Raw genomic sequence first — 18,826 nt, forward strand, 5'->3', positions numbered from 1 at the left:
GGCCAGCGTTGCAAAGAAATGAAGGTAACGCCCTCCATGGGGACGGTGGGTGATGCCTACGACAACGCCATGGCTGAGAGCTTTTTTGCGAGTCTGGAATGTGAGTTGATTGACAGGAGAAGTTGGCCAACAAAGGCAGGAGCCAAGCGCGACATCTTTAGCTGGATCGAGGGCTGGTACAACCCGCACCGGCTGCATTCAGGCATCGGTTACCTGTCGCCTGTAGAGTTTGAAAAAAGGAGGAAAGGCAGCAAGAAATCTGTTTCCAAACCAACGCCAGAAATGGCCGATCCAGTGTTCTATACCCTCCGGTAATGTGGGGGAACTTCAGCAGTGACAGAGATGGGGATCCCTTGACCTATCAATGGAGCTTGGTGTCAGTGCCTTCCCTGAGTCAGGTAGCTTTGTTGAATGCAACTGTAGAAAGTACGAAGTTTACGCCAGATCAGCCTGGGACCTATGTGGTGGAACTGGTTGTCAATGATGGCCGTGCCGATAGTCTGCCCAGCCGGGTTGTGGTAACGGTAGATCCTGTCAATGCAGTTCCCACGGCGAATGCGGGTAGTGCAAGCACTATTCTTGTGGGCAGCAATGTGCTCCTGGATGGCAGAGCCAGCACGGATGCTGAAGGAGAAAAACTCAATTATCGCTGGACATTGTCTGGGCCTAGAAACAGCGTCGCAGTTCTCTTGGAAGCAGATACCGCGACTCCCAGTTTTCTTGCAGATGTGGCTGGCGATTATGTAGCAACCTTGATTGTCAATGATGGTGAACAGGATAGCGAGCCAGCACAAGTGGTTATCAAAGCAGCCAAGGGACTCAAACTCTATTCAAGTTCGGGTGAAAGTTCTTTGCCTTACTATGCACAGACTTCTAGATCTAGTGTCTCTATCGGCGGATCCAATGTGATGGATATTGACAGATTTAGATTGCAGGCAGAAATCGGCACTTACACGATCGTTAATGTATCGGCCACCACAAACATGAATGCACAATTAATCAATCCAAGATTTGACGGCTTGTATGAAGGTTTGGTCATTACACCGGGTAATGTTGCAGAATTTACACTGCGGTCAAACAAGACAAATGGCCAGACAGTGGAAATGACGTACCGCTTCACTATCAAGGAGACGGGTGAAACGTTTATCTATACGGGAAACTTCAATTTCCGGTGAGCAAAGCACAAAATTGTGCTGAACAGTGCCTTGGGGGGGATGCGGGCACAGTTCATCGGAGTTGATGGATTTTATTTGACGATCAGTGTTCGCGCTCGTTGTGGGCGTGGCCGTGGGTCACTTCCTATGCGGATGCGGGCGTATCGACAGCATGTGCGCCATGAAGCGCACATGCTTGCCAGCGAGCGGGTGGTGCCATTCAGCAGCACTTGCTGGCCTTGGATATCGTGGGCTATGCTTGCTCCCTACTTTCTAGGTACTGGCAAACTGGGTAAAAGAAACACGATGTAACCATAATGTGATCGCCCTGTCGTGACGGCATTGTTCCTTGTAAAAAGGTGTTTTTCTATACAAAATAAATGCATTGAATCAATCAATCTGTATAGAAAAATGTCGATATGAAGTCCTGCACCCTGTAACTGTATTGCCAGGATCAGTGGCATGACATGGCCGAGCATATGCAGGTGCTGGCCTGAGGAGGGAGTCGCATGGATAAACGCTACAAGGCCTTGAGCCTGCCGGAGCAGTTGCTGCTGCGCAAGCAGGCCATCGATGACGTGCTGGCCCACCCGGAGTGGACGCTGCCACAGTCCGTAAGGCACCTCAAGCGCACCATGCGCCTGACCAGCGCGGAACTGGCCGGCATGGCGGGTATTGCCCAGAAAACGTTGCTCGACATCGAGCAGGGACGCAGCAGTGGCAACGTGCAGACGCTCAACAAGCTGTTGGGTGTGCTGGGCCTGCAACTGGGTGTGGTGCGCAAGAGTGCCCGCAACTGACTGCCCTGTTGGGCCTTGCTGATCTGAGGCGCGCCCTGTGCCGCAAGAAAATCAATGGTGGTGGCCGTGTTCGCCGTGGGCGTGGCCGTGGGTCACTTCCTCGGCGGATGCGGGGCGTACCGACAGCACGCGCACCACGAAGCGCACATGCTTGCCTGCCAGTGGGTGGTTGCCATCCAGCAGCACTTCCTGGCCTTTGATCTTGAGGACGTGGTAAACCCGTTCGTTGCCTTCTGCATCCGGGCCACGCAACTGGCCGCCGACTTTCACACCCGCCGGAAACTCGGCGCGGGGGATGCTTTTGAGCAGGTTCTCGTCGCGCACGCCAAAGCCTGTTTCCGGTGGCAGGTCGATGGTGGTGGAATAACCCACCTCCTGGCCTTCCAGGGCGGTTTCAATGGCGGGCAGCAGGTTGTCGTAGCCGCCGTGCAGGTAGGCGACTTCTTCCACGCGCGATTGCAGCGGCTGGCCGTGGGCGTCGTCCAGACGGTAGCGGATGGTGACGACGGAGTCTTTTTGGATGAGCATGGTTGGCAGTCAAGTAAGAATGAATGAAAGGCAGGAATATACCGGCCTTTTGCCCTGTTTTCTCTCGCTTGGCACCGCAATGCTCAGAGGCGTTGCGTTCCGGCCTTTTGGCCCGCTGGCAGCCACTGCGGCCACGGCAGCAGGCTGCACAGGAACAGTCCCAGTGCCGCCACCACGATGGAGGGGCCGGAAGGCGTGTCCCATTGCAGCGACCCCCACAGCCCGCCTGAGACCGCCAGCATGGCCATCACGGCCGCCAGCACCGCCATGGCTTCCGGGGTGCGCGAGAAACGCCGTGCCGCCGCTGCCGGAATGATGAGCAGCGAGGTAATCAGCATGATGCCCACCACCTTCATGGCAATGGCGATCACTACGGCCATCAGCAGCATGAAGCACAGTTGTGCCCGTTGCGGATGCAGGCCTTCGGCTTCGGCCAGTTCGTGGCTGATGGTGGAGGCCAGCAGGGGCCGCCACAGCCAGGCCAGCAGGGCCAGCGTCAGCAGCCCGCCCGCCCAGATCAGGGCGATGTCGCCGGAGGTGACGGCCAGAATGTCGCCGAACAGAAAGGCCTGGAGGTCGATGCGCACCCAGTACATGAAGGAGACGATCACCAGCCCCAGGGCCAGTGTGGAATGCGACAGGATGCCCAGCAGCGCGTCGGTGGAGAGGGCGCGGCGGCGTTGCAGCAGCAGCAACAGCAGCGAGATGGCCGCTGCCACCACAAACACGCTGAGCAGCAGGGGAAGCTGCATCAGCAGGGCCAGTGCCACGCCCAGCAGCGAGGAGTGCGCCATCGTGTCGCCAAAGTAGGCCATGCGCCGCCACACCACAAAGCAGCCCAGCGGGCCGGCCACCACCGCAACGCCCAGACCGGCAAGCAGGGCGCGGACAAAGAAATCATCGAGCATGGGGGCGGGTCTCCGGGGTGTGCGCAGGCGCGGGCGGGTGAGGGTGGGGATGCGCGTGGGGATGGGTGTGGGGTGTGCCATCCTCCGGGCCGTGGTGGTGGCCGTCGCCGGGGTGGCAGTGGTCGGTGATGCTGCCGTCGGCGTGCTGGGTGCGGCCATCGGGCAGGTGTACATGGTCGTGGTGGTGCTGGTAGATGGCCAGTGCGCGGGCGGCGCGGGGGCCGAACAGGCGCAGGTATTCCGGGCTTTCGCTCACCACCTGGGGCGTGCCCCGGCAGCACACATGGCCGTTGAAGCAGATGACGGTGTCCGTCTCGGCCATGACCACATGCAGGTCGTGGGAAATCAGCAGGATGCCGCAGCCGGTGCGCTGGCGAATGTCACGAATGAGGTCGTAGAGCGCGATCTCTCCTGAAAAGTCCACGCCCTGCACCGGTTCGTCCAGCACCAGCAGGTCGGGCTGACAGGCGATGGCACGCGCCATCAGGGCACGCTGGAATTCGCCGCCCGACAGGTGCTGCACGGCGGCATGTTCCAGGTGCGCGATGCCGGTGGCTTCCAGGGCGGTGCGGATGGCGGCATCGTCCAGCCGACCGGCCAGCGTCATCAGGCGGCGCACTGTCAGCGGCAGCGTCCAGTCCACAGCCAGCTTCTGCGGCACATAGCCCACGCGCAGGCCGGGCATTCGTTGCACCGTGCCTTCGCTGGGGTGCAGCACGCCCACGGCCATTTTCGCGCTGCTGGATTTGCCCGAGCCATTGGGGCCTATCAGCGTGACGATTTCGCCACGGCGCACGCTCAAGTCCACCCCCCGCACCAGCCAGCGGCCTTCGCGCAATACCCCGGCGTTGTGCAGGGACAGTAAAACTTCATGAGAGGGAGATGAGGGCGGCGCAGCCATGAGAGTCTCTGAAAAAATGATATTGAGTTATTATTGTGACGATGCTGTCGGAAAACCGCAACAGACCTCCATTGTATGGATTCTCATCTCCTCGCCATGCCACTGAAAAAAATCACATTGACGGCCTTCGCGCTGCTGGCCTGCGGGCTGGCTCAGGCACAGACCGCTTCCGTGCCTGCACCTGCTCCTGTCGCTTCCACCCGCACTGCCCCGGCCGGGCAGACTGCGCCACGGGTGCTGGTCTCCATCAAGCCCATCCACTCGCTGGTGGCGGCCATCATGCAGGGCGTGGGCACGCCCCAGGTGCTGCTCGATGGCAATGCCTCGCCGCATACCTTCCAGTTGCGGCCCTCCCATGCCCGCCAGATTCATCAGGCCAACGTGCTGTTCTGGGTCGGCCCCGATCTGGAAAAGTTTCTGGAAAAACCGCTTCAGGCACTGGGCGACAAGGCTCAGGTGGTGACGCTGGCCGATGCACCGGGCCTGCAATTGCTCGATTACCGCAGTGGCGGAGCCTTCGAGTCGCACGACCACGATTCTGCGCACGATCGGCATGACCATGCAGACGACCACGACCACGACCACGGCGAAGGCAAGGACCTGCACTTCTGGCTGAACCCGCTGAACGCGCAGGCACTGGCAGGTGAAATCGCTGCCCGCCTCACCCAGGCCGACCCGGCCCATGCCGAGCACTACCAGCGCAATCTGCAAACGCTGCAACAGCGTCTGGCGGCACTCGACAGTGAGCTGTCCAGTCTGCTCCAGCCCGTGCAGGACAAACCGTTTGTCGTCTTTCACGATGCCTACCAGTACCTGGAGGCACGCTATCACCTCAACGTGAGCGGTTCCATCACCGTCAGCCCCGAAGTGGTGCCGGGTGCGGCGCGCATTGCGCAGATGCGCCAGAAAATCCAGTCGCTGGGGGCTGCCTGTGTGTTCTCGGAACCGCAGTTCGAGCCGCGCATCATCCAGACGCTGGTGCAGGGCACACCGGTGCGCACCGGCGTGCTGAACCCGGAAGGCGGAGAGTTGCCAGCAGGCGAAAACCTCTACTTCGACCTGATGCGCAGCAACGCCAAGGCACTGCGCGATTGCCTTGGTCAGGGCCTTTGAGATCGTGCGCGAATCCTGACCCTCTGCGGCGTGCCATCCCTCGCGGATAATACGCCTCTCGCCCGCTTGGACTGGCCCAGCCGCCGCCACGTCAGCCACCGGATTTTTTCTGTCATGCCCGTGATGGAGGATGGCGTGGCCAATTCACTCTCGACCCAGAACTACCAGGAACTGCTGAACTTCTGCACCCGGCACACCCGTAACCGCGATGATGCCGCCGACCTCGTGCAGGAAACCTATGCCCGCGCACTGGCCCTGATGCAGGCGCAATCTCCATCCACCGATGCCGTGCAGGATGTGCGCGCCCTGCTGTACCGCACACTGCGCAACCTCCTCATCGACCAGCACCGCCGCCGTCAGTTGCGCCAGCATGAATCACTGGAGCATCTGTCCGAAGCCGAATGGCCGCTGCTGCCTGCCCATCTGCAACCCGAGGCCGTGCTGGCATTCTCCCAGTACGCCCGGGCCATCGTCGCTGCCATCGAGAGCCTGCCGCCGCGCTGTCGCGAAGCCTTCGTGCTCAGCCGCTTCGATGGCTGGCCGCACCAGCGCATTGCCGAACACATGGGCATCTCGCGCAACATGGTGGCACAGCACATGGTGCGCGGCATTCTGGTCTGCAAGGCCGCACACCAGCGGTTTCATCAGTCTCCTCTGCCCGGTGTGGCCGGGCATTGAGCGTATCCCGCCTCATTCCATGCGCCACGTTCCTGCTGCCTCCTCCTGCCCTGCCTCTTCTGGTGATGACGAAGGGCTGGCCGACTTCCTCGCTGGGCAAGACCCGGTGGAAGTCGCTGCCGCGCACTGGCTGGTGCGTCGGCAGGAAGGGCTGAATGCCCAGGAGCAGGCCGAATACCAACACTGGCTGCAACAGGACGAAAAACACGCCCAGGCCATTGCCGAACTGGAAGAAGTCTGGGGCGATATGGACGCACTGCCCGATGACGACGTGCAGGCCCTCCAATCCGGCCTGCCACAGCGCGAGGAACGCCAGCCGTGCGGCCTGCCACCAGAGCCGCAAAATCTTCCCACTCCTGACCAACGGCCAGTCACAGCGGACATCGGCAGGCCGTCATCCAGAACACCCCCGCCCCGCATCCGCTGGCTGGAAACCCTGGTACTGCTCATCCCCCGTCTGGCGGTGCTCCTGTTCATGGTCACCATGCTGGGCGCGGGTTGGCTGGGTTGGGAAAGCTGGCAGCGCAAACCCACCTTTGTACAGGCTTTCCAGACCGAACGTGGCCAGCAGCGCAAGATCGACCTGCCCGATGGCAGTCGGCTCTGGCTGGATGCCGCCAGCCGTGCCGAAGTCGCCCTCTATCGCCAGCGGCGCGAAGTGGTATTGCCGCAGGGGCAGGCCCTGTTCAGCGTGCAGGCCAGCACCACCCAGCCGTTCCATGTGCTGGCCGGGCCGTTGCGCATCACCGTGGTCGGCACGCAATTCTCTGTGCGCAACGACCTGGTGACCGCTGCCGATGGCAGCACCACCGGCAGTGTCAGCGTCGTGGTGGAACAGGGGCATGTGCATGTGGCTCGCCTTGATGAGAAAGCCAAAAACGCCACATGGCCGCTGGAACTGGGCGCGGGCCATGCCATCACCACCGATGCACAAGGCCAGATCACCCGCCAGAGCACCACCGCCACCGATGCCGCCCCTTGGCGACAGGGCCGCGTCGTCTTTGACGGGGCAACCCTGGCGCAGGCACTGGCCGAGTTCGAACGTTATGGCAACACCCACCTTGTCATCCGCGATCCTCAGGTTGCTGCGCTCAGAATTCACGGCAGCTACAGCCTGCACGGCCTGCCATCCTTTGCCAGCGCATTGCCACAGGTACTGCCGGTGCGCCTGATACGCGGGGCGGATGGCAAGACCGAGATCGTGATGCGGCGGTGAAGCTCCAGGGTGTGCATCGACCCGAGAAGATATTGGGTTGTAATAAATCGTAATTGCATTCGTTGTCACCTCAACACAAAACCCCGTCGTGCGTCTTCAGTCCAGAACCCATTGTTTTTTTGGATGGAGAACCATTGCATGCAAGCCCGCATCTCGTTGAAGAAGTCCCCGCCTGGCCGGGGCCGCCGCAGTACCGCTGCACCAAAGGTCAGCACTGCCACTGAAAATCTGTTTTTCAGGCCCGCACCGCTGGCCTTGGCGATGGCACTGGCCGTGGGCGGGGCCGGGTATTGGCCGCAGGCCGTGCAGGCGCAGGCCGCCAGCCGCATCCAGATTGCTGCACAGCCGCTGGGCAGCGCACTCCATGAACTGGCGCGTCAGGCCGGGCTGCAACTCACCGCCACCCCTGATCTGCTGGCGGGCAAAACGGCACCGGCTGTGTCTGGAACCCTGACGGCACAACAGGCACTGAACCAGTTGCTGGCAGGCAGCGGGCTGGTGGCGAACATGGATGGCAATGCGGTGGTGATACGGCCTGCACCGACGAAAACCCCAACCCCGACCGGCAGTGCGGTGAATGCCTTGCCTGAAGTGGTGGTCACGGCTGCGCTGGACAACAGCGGCACCACCGAAGGCACGGGCAGCTACACCCAGACCGGCCCCAGCGGTGCCGCTACCGGCCTGGGCCTGAGCCTGCGCGAAACGCCGCAATCGGTCACGGTCATGACGCGCCAGCGCATGGATGACTTCAAATTGGAGACACTGACTGATGTGATGGAACAGACGCCGGGCATCACCGTCGTGCGCCAAGGCAGCCACGTTGGCTTTCAGGCGCGCGGCGCAAGCGTCAATTTGCAGACCGATGGCAGCCGCCAACGCTCCTCGGGCTACAGCTATTTCACCAGCACCAATTTCTCACTGGACAACCTGATCGACATTGATCGTATCGAAGTGCTCAAAGGATCCAATGGTTTGATTGCCGGCCAAGGCTCGACCGGTGGCACCGTCAATTTGGTCCGCAAGCGGCCGACACGCGAGTTTCAGGCGCGTGCACAAGCAAGTGCTGGCAGTTGGAGCAACTACGGCGTGCAGGCCGACATCAGTGGGCCGCTCAACGACAGTGGCACATTGCGTGGGCGACTGGCTGCTACCCTGAGTGATGGCAAGGGTTTCCGCGATGACGAAGAAAGCAAAGGCCGCGCCCTGTTTGGTACCGTGGAACTGGATCTCACGCCTGATACCACACTGGGAGCGGGGCTGACCTACCGCCAACGCGAAGAGCGCGCCATTTCACTCTGGTCATCCATTCCCATCTACGAGAACGACGTGTATGTCGGCACGCGTCCACGCTCGACCAACATGGGCGGGGCTTTGAGCGGTTACAAGCAAGACTCACTGAACGCTTTCGTGCGGCTGGAGCACCGTTTTGCAAACGATTGGACCAGCAAGGTACAGGTTGCACACGAGAACATTGAAATCCCGGAGATGCTGCTGTACGACGCGGGCGAAGACATCGCCCAGGCCACGCGCTACCTGGATACCAAGAACAAAACCTCCAGCCTGATTCTTGATGTCAAGGGGCCGTTGCACCTTTGGGGGCGCGAGCATGAGCTGTTGCTGGGTGCTGGCATGTACGACAACCAGTCCACGTTCGACTCCAACAATTTTGGCGCGAGCAAGCATGATCGAGAGCAGGCTTACGGCTATGCGGCTGGCCACTTCCGCCTTGCCGAACCGTTGAAGTTGATCACCGGCCTGCGCGTGACACGCTACAAGGCAAGCGATTTAACCTTGTACGGCAGCGGCGGCTACAACGAAAGTGGCGTGCTGACGCCTTATGCAGGTTTGGTGCTGGATGTCACACGCGACATCTCTCTGTACGGCAGCTACGCGAGCATCTTCACCCCTCAGACGGCACAGGACGAGCAAGGCCGCACTCTGGATCCACAAGAGGGCCTGAGCTACGAATTGGGCACCAAAGGTGAATTCTTCGATGGTCGCTTGAATGCCAGCATCGCGCACTTCTGGATGCGAAACGACAACGTTGCCGAGCAAACCGGCGGCAAGACACCCGGCGGAGCCGATGCCTACCGTGCAGTGATGGGGGCCAGCCGCCGGGGATATGAGCTGGAGTTTTCTGGCGAGGTGGCGCGCAACTGGCAAATGCAGGGCGGCTACACGATGAACAGCAGCAGCCTGAGCAGTGCCAGCCGTTATCCAAAACACCAGTTCAAGCTGGGCACGACTTATCGCTTCGGCGACGCGACCCTGCAAGGCCTCTCTGCCGGTATCGCAACGCGTTGGCAAAGCAAAACATCGGTCACCGTTGCCTCCAACGGCCGCTCCATCGAGCAACCCGCGTATTGGCTTCTGGATGCGATGTTGCGCTATCAGATCAATAACCAACTGAGCGTAAGTGCCAACATCAACAACGTATTGGACAAGAAGTATTTCTCCGACGTTGCCAACGCTTCAGGCTATGGGCTTGGTTACACCTGGGGCACCCCGCGCAGCTTTGACATCGGCGTGCGCTACGACTTCTGAGCCAACGCCCTGCATCTGCTCCCTCGGCTGCAAAGTGCAAGGGAGCTTTCTTTCTTCTTCCTGGATTTGCCCTCATGACGATCTCATCTTCCTCCTTCCCGCAACGCGCCCTGCGCCTGGGTGCGGCCGCGCTGGCCTCGCTTTGCCTGCTGGCCTGCACTTCGACTCCTTCCACACCATCGGCCGCTGCACCGGTGTCTGCCACACCATCTGCGGCCATCTCCCAGACCCGTCTGCGCGGCGTGTATGAGCTGGTTTACAGCAGCACCAACAATGCCATCTACGTGGCCAGCATGGGCGAACGCTTCGGCGACGGCAAGGGCGGCTTCATCTACCAACTGGATGCCAATACCCTTGCACTGCAAAAGACCATCGAGCTGCCGCTCAAGCCGTTCGCGCTGGCCATCGACAACCGGGCGGGCATTCTTTATGCGGGCCATTCGCTGGAGAGCACCATCACGGCCATCGACGTAGCCACTGGCGCGGTACGCGGCACGGCGCGGCTGGAGCTGTTGAACGATGAGGGCAAGGCCATTCGCACCCGGCAGTTGCTGGCCGATGAAGCCACCGGCACGCTGTATGTGGGCGGTGTCGGAAAGGGTGGCATTCTCTGGGTGCTGGATGGCCGAACACTGGCGCAAAAGCAGGTGTTGCGCTCGCCCGATGGCAAAAGCATCGGCCTTGTGCTGGATGCCGATGCGCAGCGTCTTTACACCGGTGCCACGGGCGCATTCGAGGTCATCGATACGCGCAGCCTCAGCCGTGTTGCCCTGCACACCGTGCCCAAGCCACCGGGGCAGGAAGACAGCTATGGCCGCTATTTCGTCAATCTGGCATGGGACAGCCGCACTGGGCGGTTGTTGGCGGCTGAATCCACCTATGCGGGTGAATTGTTTGTTTTCGATGCGCAGACCGGCAAGGTGCTGCACACGGTGGAGACGGGCAAATCGCCCGTGGGCATCCGCTTCAATCCGGTGCGCAATGAAGTTTATGTGGCCAACCGCGAAGGCGGCACCGTCACGGTGATCGATGCCAGCAGCTATGCCATCAAACGCCAGATTGCACTGTCGCTGCATCCCAACAGCCTGGCGTTGTCGCCCGACGGGCAGGTGTTGTTTGTGTCGGTGAAGCGGGAGTTTCCGAAACAGGGAGAGCTGGCACCGATGGAAAGCGTCGTGCGCATCGATCTGCGTTAAAAACGTAAACACGTTCTAACAACGGCTGGGTCGGTTGCCCATCACCCAGCCCCAGACCTGCTGGACGGGTCTGGGCTGTACTGGCAATGCTCAGCGGAACAGGTCGTCCAGCAGGTCGGCGCAGTCGTCTTCCTGGATGCCGTCGATCAGGTCGGAGAAGGGCAGGTGGTAGGCGGCTTCTTCCACCAGCCGTTGCGATGTCTTGGCGTAGTTGGGCAGGTCGAAGGAGGGAACCAGCACGCGCACGCCCTTGCTTTGCAGCTTGCGCACCAGCGGGGCGAAGTCGGATGCGCCGGAGAACAGCACGACCACGTCGAATTGCTTGTGGATGGCCAGGTCGTAGGTTTCCAGTGCCAGGTTGATGTCCACGCCTTTTTCCTCGGGGGGCGAGACGGCTTCGTTCATCGGCTGGTAGTGGGCGACCACGCCAGCCCACATCAGAACCTGATCCTGGAAGCGGTCGGTCTCAAGTTGCTTGAGGGGGTCGCGCGTGTTCTGCACGGCCTTGAGGGAGAAGCGACCCCGGAAGAAGTGTGCTTCGGCAATCTGGCATTGGGTCACGCGCCCATCGGTTTCGAGGGCGGCGATCTGGTGGCGCAGGTAGTTGTGCAGTGCGCTGATGTTGAGGTGGCTTTGGCGGTCGTGGCTGAAGCGGTAGTAGTTGCTGATGCGCCAGAAGAAGCTGCCATCGTAGATCACGGCGATATTGAGAACGGATTTAGAAGACTGCATGTAGTGTGCTGGTTGGATGAGATGGGTGTTGTGCAAAACGTCTGATTGTCAGAAAAAGCGATCAAAAATGAGTTGATGTTTGGTGGCAATCGAGGGTTTTGGCGGAGGTTTCCCTGGGGGTGAAAAAAAGAAACGTGGAGGGTATCCACGCACGATGCGGTGCTGGCATGGATGGTGTGGCGCAGATCGCAGGGAGTTCCCACGCCGACTTGCCGGTGCGGGTTGGCGAAGACAGCCAAGGATGACTTGTGCTGGCGACGGCCGAAAATGATAACAGCGGTGGGCATGTTTCGCTGTGTAAAGACCCGTCAGTCGGTACTGTGCGCATGGTGCAGGGCATGCAGCCGCTCCTGTACCGCGCGTGCAGGCAGGTGCTTGAGGCGGTGGTCGCTCCAGGTCTGCCGCCATTTGCGCGCACCGGGCAGGCCGCTGCGCAGTCCCAGCAGGTGGCGGGCGATGCTGTACCAGGAGGTGCCGTGCTGCTGTTGCTCGGCTTCCATGTAGGCGACCATTTGCGCCTCCACGGCTTCGCGGCTGCGGGCCGTGGCCGGGTCGGGGCTGCCGAAGAAGTGGCTGTCCCAGCCTGCCAGCCACCAGGGGTTGTGGTAGGCCTCGCGGCCTATCATGGCTCCATCGACCTGCTGCAACTGTGCATCGACTTCGGCGGTGGTGCGCAGGCCGCCATTGACGACGATGGTCAGGTGCGCAAAGTCCTGCTTGAGCCGTGCGGCCACGGCATAGCGCAGGGGCGGGATGTCGCGGTTTTCCTTGGGGCTGAGTCCTTGCAGCCAGGCGTTGCGGGCATGGACGATGAAGACCTGACAGCCTGCCTGGGCGATCTGGCCGACGAAGTCGCGCACAAAGCCGTAGTCTTCGTCCGCATCCAGGCCGATGCGGTGCTTGACGGTGACGGGCAGGTGCGTGGCATCGGTCATGGCCTTGATGCAGTCGGCCACCAGCAGCGGCTCGCGCATCAGGCAGGCCCCGAATGCGCCGCGCTGCACGCGTTCGCTGGGGCAGCCGCAGTTGAGGTTCACTTCGTCGTAGCCCCATTCCTGCGCCAGCCGGGCGCAGCGTGCCAGGTCGGCGGGTTCGCTGCCGCCCAGTTGCAAGGCGATGGGGTGCTCGCAGTCCGAGAAGCGCAGATGCCGTGCCACGTCGCCGTGCAGCAGCGCGCCGGTGGTGACCATTTCGGTGTAGAGGCGGGCGTGGTGGCTGAGCTGGCGGTGAAAGTAGCGGCAGTGCCGGTCGGTCCAGTCCAGCATGGGGGCCACGCACATGCGCCAGGGGCTGGGCGCAGCGGTGGCCACGGCAGTGTCGGTGGCAGGCAGGGACGTTGGCATCAGTGGGGTGTGCAGGCAATAGAAGGAGGTACAACAAAACCCCCGTGCTGCACATGACAGGACAGGGGCGTGGACAGAGCGGCGATTCTACTGGAGTGGCGGGCCACTCGCTTTCGCCCTGTTCTGCCACCGGGGTGGTGGCAGCCGGTTTTATGCCGGTGCGCTGGTGCGGATGAGGTGGTCGAAGGCACTGAGGGCTGCCTTCGCGCCTTCTCCGGCAGCAATCACGATCTGCTTGTACGGCACGCTGGTGCAGTCACCGGCGGCGAATACGCCCGGCACATTGGTTTTGCCGTGGGCATCGACGACGATTTCGCCCATGCGGTTCAGCTCCACGGTGCCCTTGAGCCAGTCGGTGTTGGGCAGCAGGCCGATCTGTACGAAGATGCCTTCCAGCGGCAGATTCTTCACTGTGCCGGAGACACGATCCTTGTAAGTCAGGCCATTGACCTTGCCTTGCGCGCCGGTGACTTCGGTGGTCTGGGCGTTGAGGATGACATCCACGTTGGGCAGGCTGCGCAGTTTGCGTTGCAGCACGTCGTCGGCCCGCATCTTGTCGGCAAATTCCAGCAGGGTGACGTGGGCGACGACACCGGCGAGGTCGATGGCGGCTTCCACACCGGAGTTGCCGCCGCCGATCACGGCCACGCGCTTGCCCTTGAACAGCGGGCCGTCGCAGTGCGGACAGTAGGTCACGCCCTTGGTGCGGTATTCTTCTTCACCGGGCACGTTCATGGAACGCCAGCGTGCGCCAGTGGCCAGAATGACGGTCTTGGCCTTGAGGCTGGCCCCGTTCTCCAGGCGCACTTCCACGCCGCTGTCGGTGGGCACCAGCAGCTTGGCCTGTTGCAGGTTCATGATGTCCACTTCGTAGTCGCGCACATGGCGTTCCAGGTCGGCGGCGAAGCGTGGGCCATCGGTCTTGGGCACGGAGATGTAGTTCTCGATGTCCACGGTGTCCAGCACCTGCCCGCCAAAGCGTTCAGCGGCCACGCCGGTGCGGATGCCCTTGCGGGCGGCATAGATGGCTGCGGCTGCGCCAGCAGGGCCGCCGCCGACGATCAGCACGTCGAACGGGTCTTTCTGGTTCAGGGCCTCGGCGGCACGGGTGGCCGCACTGGTGTCGATCTTGTTCACGATCTCGGCCAGTTCCATGCGACCCTGGCCGAATGGCTGGCCATTGAGGAATACGGCGGGCACGCCCATGATTTCGCGCTCGTCGATTTCCTTCTGGTAGAGCGCGCCGTCGATGGCGGTGTGGGTGATGCCGGGGTTGAGCACGGTCATCAGGTTCAGGGCCTGAATCACGTCCGGGCAGTTGTGGCAGGTGATCGAGTAGTAGGTCTCGAAGTGGTACTGTCCCTTCAGGCCGCGAATCTGCTCCTGAAGCTCTTGCGGTTCCTTGGAGGGGTGGCCGCCGATTTGCAGCAGGGCCAGCACCAGCGAGGTGAATTCGTGTCCCAGTGGCACACCGGCAAAGCGCAGGCCGCTGATGGTGCCGGGGTTGGTGATGAGGAAGGAGGGCTTGCGCTCGTTGTCGTCGAGGCGTTCGACGACGGTGATTTTCGTGCTCAGGGCCTTGATCTCGTTGAGCAGGCCTTTCATCTGGCGCGATCCCTCGCTGTCGTCCAGCGAAGCGACCAGCTCCACGGGCTTGGTCAGACGCTCCAGGTAGGCTTTCAATTGGGTTTTGAGGGTATCGTCCAGAATCGACATGGCAGGTTTCTCGCGCTAAAAAACGGTGTAAACGGTGGAATTGTTGTGGATTTAACAACAATCAGACGCAAGCTAGGGATTTCAGGGTGAAAAAAACCGGGTGACCAGCACCCGGCATGGCTCATGAAATAGGCGTCTGTCTCAATGGGGCAGTGGTTTAGATTTTGCCGACCAGGTCGAGCGAGGGAGCCAGGGTGGCTTCGCCTTCTTTCCACTTGGCAGGGCAGACTTCGCCAGGGTGGGATGCCACGTACTGGGCGGCCTTCACTTTGCGCAGCAGCTCCTGTGCATCACGGCCGATGCCACCGGCGTTCACTTCGATGATCTGGATCTTGCCATCGGGGTCGATCACGAAGGTGCCACGGTCGGCCAGACCAGCTTCTTCGATGTACACGTCGAAGTTGCGGGTGATGGTGCCGGTGGGGTCGCCAATCAGTGGGTACTGGATTTTGCCGATGGCGGGGGAGGTGTCGTGCCAGGCTTTGTGGGTGAAGTGGGTGTCGGTGGAGACACCGTAGATTTCCACGCCCAGCTTCTGGAAGGCTTCGTAGTTGTCGGCCAGGTCTTCCAGCTCGGTGGGGCAGACGAAGGTGAAGTCGGCAGGGTAGAAGAACACCACAGACCATTTGCCCTTCAGGTCTTGTTCGCTCACATCGATGAACTTGCCGTTGTGGAATGCGGTGGCCTTGAAGGGCTTGACTTCGGTATTGATTTGGGACATTGCGGTTTCTCTCCAGAGTGTATGAATGCAATCGATGGCAGTCCTGCTGCCTGTGCCGTGAAAGTCAGGAAACGACTTGTTTTCAGCGACAGACGAAGATTAACCCAGTTTTCATCATTGAACAAATAGATTGATTGGATTATCTCGATAGCTAATGGTAATCAAAAGGCCACGGGCTTGTCACACATGGCCGCAGCCGTTCAGCGGGGGCGGGCGGACAATTCGCGCTGGGCTGCCCATTCCTGCATGCGCGAGACCAGCCGGTCGCGGTTAGCGCGCAGGGCGAAGTCGCTGGCGGTGAGGCCCTGGTCGTTTTGCAAGGCGGTGTCGGCACCGCTGGCGATCAGCAGTTGCACCACGGCCTCGGAGCCGTAGCTGGCGGCCAGCATCAGCGGTGTGGTGTTGTTGGGGGAGCGGGCATTGATGGGCGTGCGATAGACCAGCAGCAACTGGATGATGGCCTGCTGCTCGTCGGTCTGGCCCGAGGCCGCGTAGTGCAGGGCGTTCCAGCCGGGGGTGTTCACGGCCGCGCCCCGGCGCAGCAGGTGCTGCACCATCTCCAGGTTGCCCGTCAGCGCGGCAATCATCAGGGGCGATTCCTTGCGGCGGTTGCTGAAGTTGATGTCGATGTGCTGGGACACCAGCAGCGCGTACAGTGCCTTGTCGCTGTCCAGTTGCAGCGCGAGGGTCAGCGGGGTCTGGCCGTCCGGGCCGATGACATTGACGTTGAGTGCCTGCTCTTCCAGCAGGCGGCGCAGTTGCCTGCCGTTGTTGCGCTTGACGGCGGTGAATATGGCTTCTTCGGGCTGGTCGTTGCCCCGTGCCACGGGGGGCAGCAGCCCTGCCATCCCTGCCAATGTGGCCAGCAGCACGGAGCGTCGGGTCATGCGGGCGCGCGGGCTGGGGCAGGGCCACGATGGCGGGGGCGCAGGGGTCATGGGGCGTTCACTCCCTGAAACAGAGCGTTGAAGTTCGCGCTGGTGGCTTGGGCCAGCTCATCCACGGCCATGCCGCGCAGGCCGGCAATGTGGTGGGCGACATGGGCGACGTAGGCGGGCTGGTTGGTCTTGCCCCGGTAGGGCACGGGTGCGAGGTAGGGGCTGTCGGTTTCCACCAGCATGCGATCCAGCGGCACGAAGCGTGCCACCTCCTGCAGCGTGCGGGCACTCTTGAAGGTGACGATGCCCGAAAACGAGATGTAGTAGCCCATGTCCAACACCTGCCGGGCCACGTCCTGGTCTTCCACGAAGCAGTGGAACACGCCACCGGCCTGGTTGTGGCGGCCATCCTCGCCTTCCTCGCGCAGGATGTGCAGGGTGGCGGCGGTGGAGTCGCGGGTGTGGATGACCAGCGGCTTGCGTGTCTGGCGGGCGGCGCGGATATGGGTGCGGAAGCGTTCGCGCTGCCACTCCATGTCGGCAATGCTGCGCCCGCCCTTGCGTTCTTCCATCTGGTAGTAGTCCAGCCCGGTCTCACCGATGGCAATGACGCGCGGACGCTGCGCCAGTGCGGTCAGCTCCTCCAGCGCAGGCTCATGCACCCCTTCGTTGTCGGGGTGTACGCCCACGGAGCACCAGAGGTTGTCGTGCTGCATGGCCAGGCCGTGGACGGTGTCGAATTCTTCCAGCGTGGTGCAGATGCACAGGGCGCGGCCGACCTGTGCGGTCTGCATGGCAGTGAGTACGGCGGGGATGTTCTCGATCAGGCCGGGATAGCTCAGGTGGCAGTGGGAGTCGGTCAGCATGGGGCGATGGTGTGCAGGGCAGGGCGGGGGAGCGCGTTCTTACACCGTATGGGTGGGTTTCTCGGAATTGAGGGCCGCGCCGAGTTTGTTTTCGATGGTATGGCGCAATTGTGCCGATTTTTCGTCGGCAGGGAAACGCACGCCCACGCCCTGGGTGCGGCCACCGGGCGCGCCCGCCGGGGTGATCCAGGCGACTTTGCCCGCAATCGCGTATTTCTGTGGATCGTCGGGCAGGCTGAGCATGACGAAGATGCTGTCGCCCATTTTGTAGGGTCGCTGTGTGGGCACGAAGATGCCGCCTTCCTTGAATAGCGGAATGAACGAGGCGTACAGTGCGGCCTTTTCCTTGATGTTGAGCTGGATGACGCTGGGGCGTACCGGACGCGATTCGGTGTCGGAAATGTCGGACATGGCGGAACTCCAGGGTTCGGGTCAATGAATGGGAGGCTATCGCCTGCGTCCCCAGTGTAGGGCGTTTCGGGCCTGTTCCACCAGGCTGGCCAGCATCAGTTCGGGAGCCAGCGGGTGTTCGGCGGTGCGGGCGGTCTGCGCCAGTTGCTGTGCCCATTGTCCCAGCGCGGCCCACGCGGTGCTGGCAAGGGGCGCGTCGGTGGCGGGTTGCCACGCGGTCAGGGACTGGGGCGGGAAGTAGCGTGGTGCGCCGCCTGCCAGCAGGCTGTGCAGGTCGTGGCAGAGTTTTTGCAGCACGCGCACGGCCTGCGCGGGCGGCAGCGGAGCGAGCAGGCCGGCATGGCCCTGCGCCAGTGCCTGGGGCAGGTTCAGCCAGTCCTGCACGTTCATGCCGCTGTGCGCCAGTGCCAGCGCGTCGAGTGGGCGGCCACCAACGATTTGCAGCAGCGTCGCCGCCTGCGCCTCGGCCACGCCGTGCCGGTGCAGCCAGTCGGCGGCTTCGCGGGCATCGGGCCACTGCATGGCCCAGGTGTGGCAGCGGCTGCGGATGGTGGGCAGCAGCCGGTCGGCGGCATCGGAAACCAGCAGAAATCGGGTGCCGCCGGGCGGTTCTTCCAGTGTCTTGAGCAGGGCATTGGCCGTGACGGCATTCATGTTTTCGGCCGGGTACACCAGCACCACCTTGCCGCGCCCGCGCGAATCGGTGCGCTGGGAAAAGGTAATCATCTGGCGCATGGCATCGACGCGAATATCGCGGCTGGGTTTGCGCTTGGTGGTCGATTTGGCTTCGCCATCGGCGGCATCGCCACTGTCCACCGTCCAGCCCAGTTCCAGTTGGTGGGCTTCGGGCATGAGCACCAGCAGATCGGGGTGGGTGCGCACGGCAATGGCGTGGCAACCGGCACAGTGGCCGCAGGGCGCGGCCGCCGGTGCATCGGGCGGGCGCGATTCGCACAGCCAGGCACGCGCCAGATACAAGGCCAGCCCGAACTGCCCCAGCCCCGAGGGGCCTTGCAGCAGCAATGCGTGGCCGGGCTGGTGCAGCAGGCGGCTGGCTTGCCGTGCCAGCCAGGGCATGTCAGCGGCATTGGTGGTGGCCGCCGCAGCGTTCATGGGGGTGG

The 18,826-nt window shown here is 62.0% G+C and carries 19 protein-coding genes; 8 read left to right on the forward strand and 11 right to left on the reverse strand.

From position 1 onward, the window contains the following. From BUE21_RS09320 to BUE21_RS09335, 3 genes are all read left to right on the forward strand, one after another. On the forward strand, positions 1–315 hold a 315-nt coding region (locus tag BUE21_RS09320), incomplete at its 5' end, for an integrase core domain-containing protein (RefSeq protein WP_234971103.1). Then, positions 315–1,175 carry a PKD domain-containing protein gene (locus tag BUE21_RS14520; RefSeq protein WP_407656060.1) on the forward strand — a complete coding sequence of 287 codons (861 nt, stop codon included), beginning with the start codon at positions 315–317 and terminating at the stop codon, positions 1,173–1,175. The genes BUE21_RS09320 and BUE21_RS14520, both read left to right, overlap by 1 nt. 488 nt (positions 1,176–1,663) lie before the next feature. Then, on the forward strand, positions 1,664–1,954 hold the full coding sequence (locus BUE21_RS09335) for a helix-turn-helix domain-containing protein (RefSeq protein ID WP_143164482.1): 291 nt from the start codon (positions 1,664–1,666) through the stop codon (positions 1,952–1,954). Positions 1,955–2,005: 51 nt separating this feature from the next. Here BUE21_RS09335 and BUE21_RS09340 read toward each other — a convergent pair whose 3' ends face one another. The 3 genes from BUE21_RS09340 to BUE21_RS09350 form a co-directional block, all read right to left on the reverse strand. Further along, positions 2,006–2,482 carry an FKBP-type peptidyl-prolyl cis-trans isomerase gene (locus tag BUE21_RS09340; protein ID WP_073356419.1) on the reverse strand — a complete coding sequence of 159 codons (477 nt, stop codon included), beginning with the start codon at positions 2,480–2,482 and terminating at the stop codon, positions 2,006–2,008. 83 nt (positions 2,483–2,565) lie between these two features. Next, the gene (znuB, locus tag BUE21_RS09345; protein WP_073356420.1) at positions 2,566–3,390 is read right to left on the reverse strand and encodes a zinc ABC transporter permease subunit ZnuB; all 825 of its coding nucleotides are present in this window, start codon (positions 3,388–3,390) and stop codon (positions 2,566–2,568) included. Further along, positions 3,380–4,291 (reverse strand): ATP-binding cassette domain-containing protein, encoded by a 912-nt coding sequence (locus BUE21_RS09350; protein ID WP_073356421.1) that lies wholly within the window; start codon positions 4,289–4,291, stop codon positions 3,380–3,382. The genes znuB and BUE21_RS09350 overlap by 11 nt, the downstream gene beginning before the upstream one ends. Before the next feature lie 96 nt (positions 4,292–4,387). On the opposite strand from BUE21_RS09350, the gene znuA reads away from it, so the two are divergent. From znuA to BUE21_RS09375, 5 genes are all read left to right on the forward strand, one after another. Further along, positions 4,388–5,404, forward strand: coding sequence for a zinc ABC transporter substrate-binding protein ZnuA (gene znuA, locus BUE21_RS09355; RefSeq protein ID WP_073356422.1), 1,017 nt, complete (start codon positions 4,388–4,390; stop codon positions 5,402–5,404). Positions 5,405–5,518: 114 nt separating this feature from the next. Beyond that, positions 5,519–6,082, forward strand: coding sequence for an RNA polymerase sigma factor (locus tag BUE21_RS09360; RefSeq protein WP_234971104.1), 564 nt, complete (start codon positions 5,519–5,521; stop codon positions 6,080–6,082). 19 nt (positions 6,083–6,101) lie between these two features. Continuing rightward, complete coding sequence (locus BUE21_RS09365; protein WP_073356423.1) at positions 6,102–7,298, forward strand: FecR family protein; 1,197 nt, start codon at positions 6,102–6,104, stop codon at positions 7,296–7,298. Between the two features lie 138 nt (positions 7,299–7,436). Continuing rightward, positions 7,437–9,842, forward strand: a complete 2,406-nt coding sequence (locus tag BUE21_RS09370; RefSeq protein WP_084523117.1) for a TonB-dependent siderophore receptor — start codon at positions 7,437–7,439, stop codon at positions 9,840–9,842. A gap of 74 nt (positions 9,843–9,916) precedes the next feature. Then, positions 9,917–11,038 carry a YncE family protein gene (locus BUE21_RS09375; RefSeq protein WP_073356424.1) on the forward strand — a complete coding sequence of 374 codons (1,122 nt, stop codon included), beginning with the start codon at positions 9,917–9,919 and terminating at the stop codon, positions 11,036–11,038. Between the two features lie 90 nt (positions 11,039–11,128). On the opposite strand, the gene BUE21_RS09380 is transcribed toward BUE21_RS09375, so the two are convergent. From BUE21_RS09380 to holB, 8 genes are all read right to left on the reverse strand, one after another. Continuing rightward, positions 11,129–11,770: an NYN domain-containing protein gene (locus tag BUE21_RS09380; RefSeq protein ID WP_143164484.1), complete on the reverse strand. Its 642-nt coding sequence runs from the start codon at positions 11,768–11,770 to the stop codon at positions 11,129–11,131. A 308-nt stretch (positions 11,771–12,078) separates the two neighbouring features. After that, positions 12,079–13,113, reverse strand: a complete 1,035-nt coding sequence (gene dusA, locus BUE21_RS09385) for a tRNA dihydrouridine(20/20a) synthase DusA (RefSeq protein WP_073356426.1) — start codon at positions 13,111–13,113, stop codon at positions 12,079–12,081. A 150-nt stretch (positions 13,114–13,263) separates the two neighbouring features. Next, on the reverse strand, positions 13,264–14,823 hold the full coding sequence (ahpF, locus tag BUE21_RS09390) for an alkyl hydroperoxide reductase subunit F (protein WP_073356462.1): 1,560 nt from the start codon (positions 14,821–14,823) through the stop codon (positions 13,264–13,266). A 163-nt stretch (positions 14,824–14,986) separates the two neighbouring features. Then, positions 14,987–15,550, reverse strand: coding sequence for an alkyl hydroperoxide reductase subunit C (gene ahpC / locus BUE21_RS09395; protein ID WP_073356427.1), 564 nt, complete (start codon positions 15,548–15,550; stop codon positions 14,987–14,989). 200 nt (positions 15,551–15,750) lie between these two features. After that, entirely contained in the window at positions 15,751–16,488 is a 738-nt protein-coding gene (locus BUE21_RS09400) for an ankyrin repeat domain-containing protein (protein ID WP_073356428.1), read from the reverse strand. Then, complete coding sequence (locus BUE21_RS09405) at positions 16,485–17,294, reverse strand: TatD family hydrolase (RefSeq protein ID WP_073356429.1); 810 nt, start codon at positions 17,292–17,294, stop codon at positions 16,485–16,487. The genes BUE21_RS09400 and BUE21_RS09405 overlap by 4 nt, the downstream gene beginning before the upstream one ends. Before the next feature lie 39 nt (positions 17,295–17,333). Further along, positions 17,334–17,705: a PilZ domain-containing protein gene (locus BUE21_RS09410; RefSeq protein ID WP_143164485.1), complete on the reverse strand. Its 372-nt coding sequence runs from the start codon at positions 17,703–17,705 to the stop codon at positions 17,334–17,336. 36 nt (positions 17,706–17,741) lie between these two features. Further along, complete coding sequence (holB, locus tag BUE21_RS09415) at positions 17,742–18,818, reverse strand: DNA polymerase III subunit delta' (protein ID WP_073356464.1); 1,077 nt, start codon at positions 18,816–18,818, stop codon at positions 17,742–17,744. Positions 18,819–18,826: the final 8 nt, after the last annotated feature.

Source organism: Lampropedia hyalina DSM 16112 (assembly GCF_900129055.1).
GTDB classification, from domain to species: Bacteria; Pseudomonadota; Gammaproteobacteria; order Burkholderiales; family Burkholderiaceae_C; genus Lampropedia; species Lampropedia hyalina.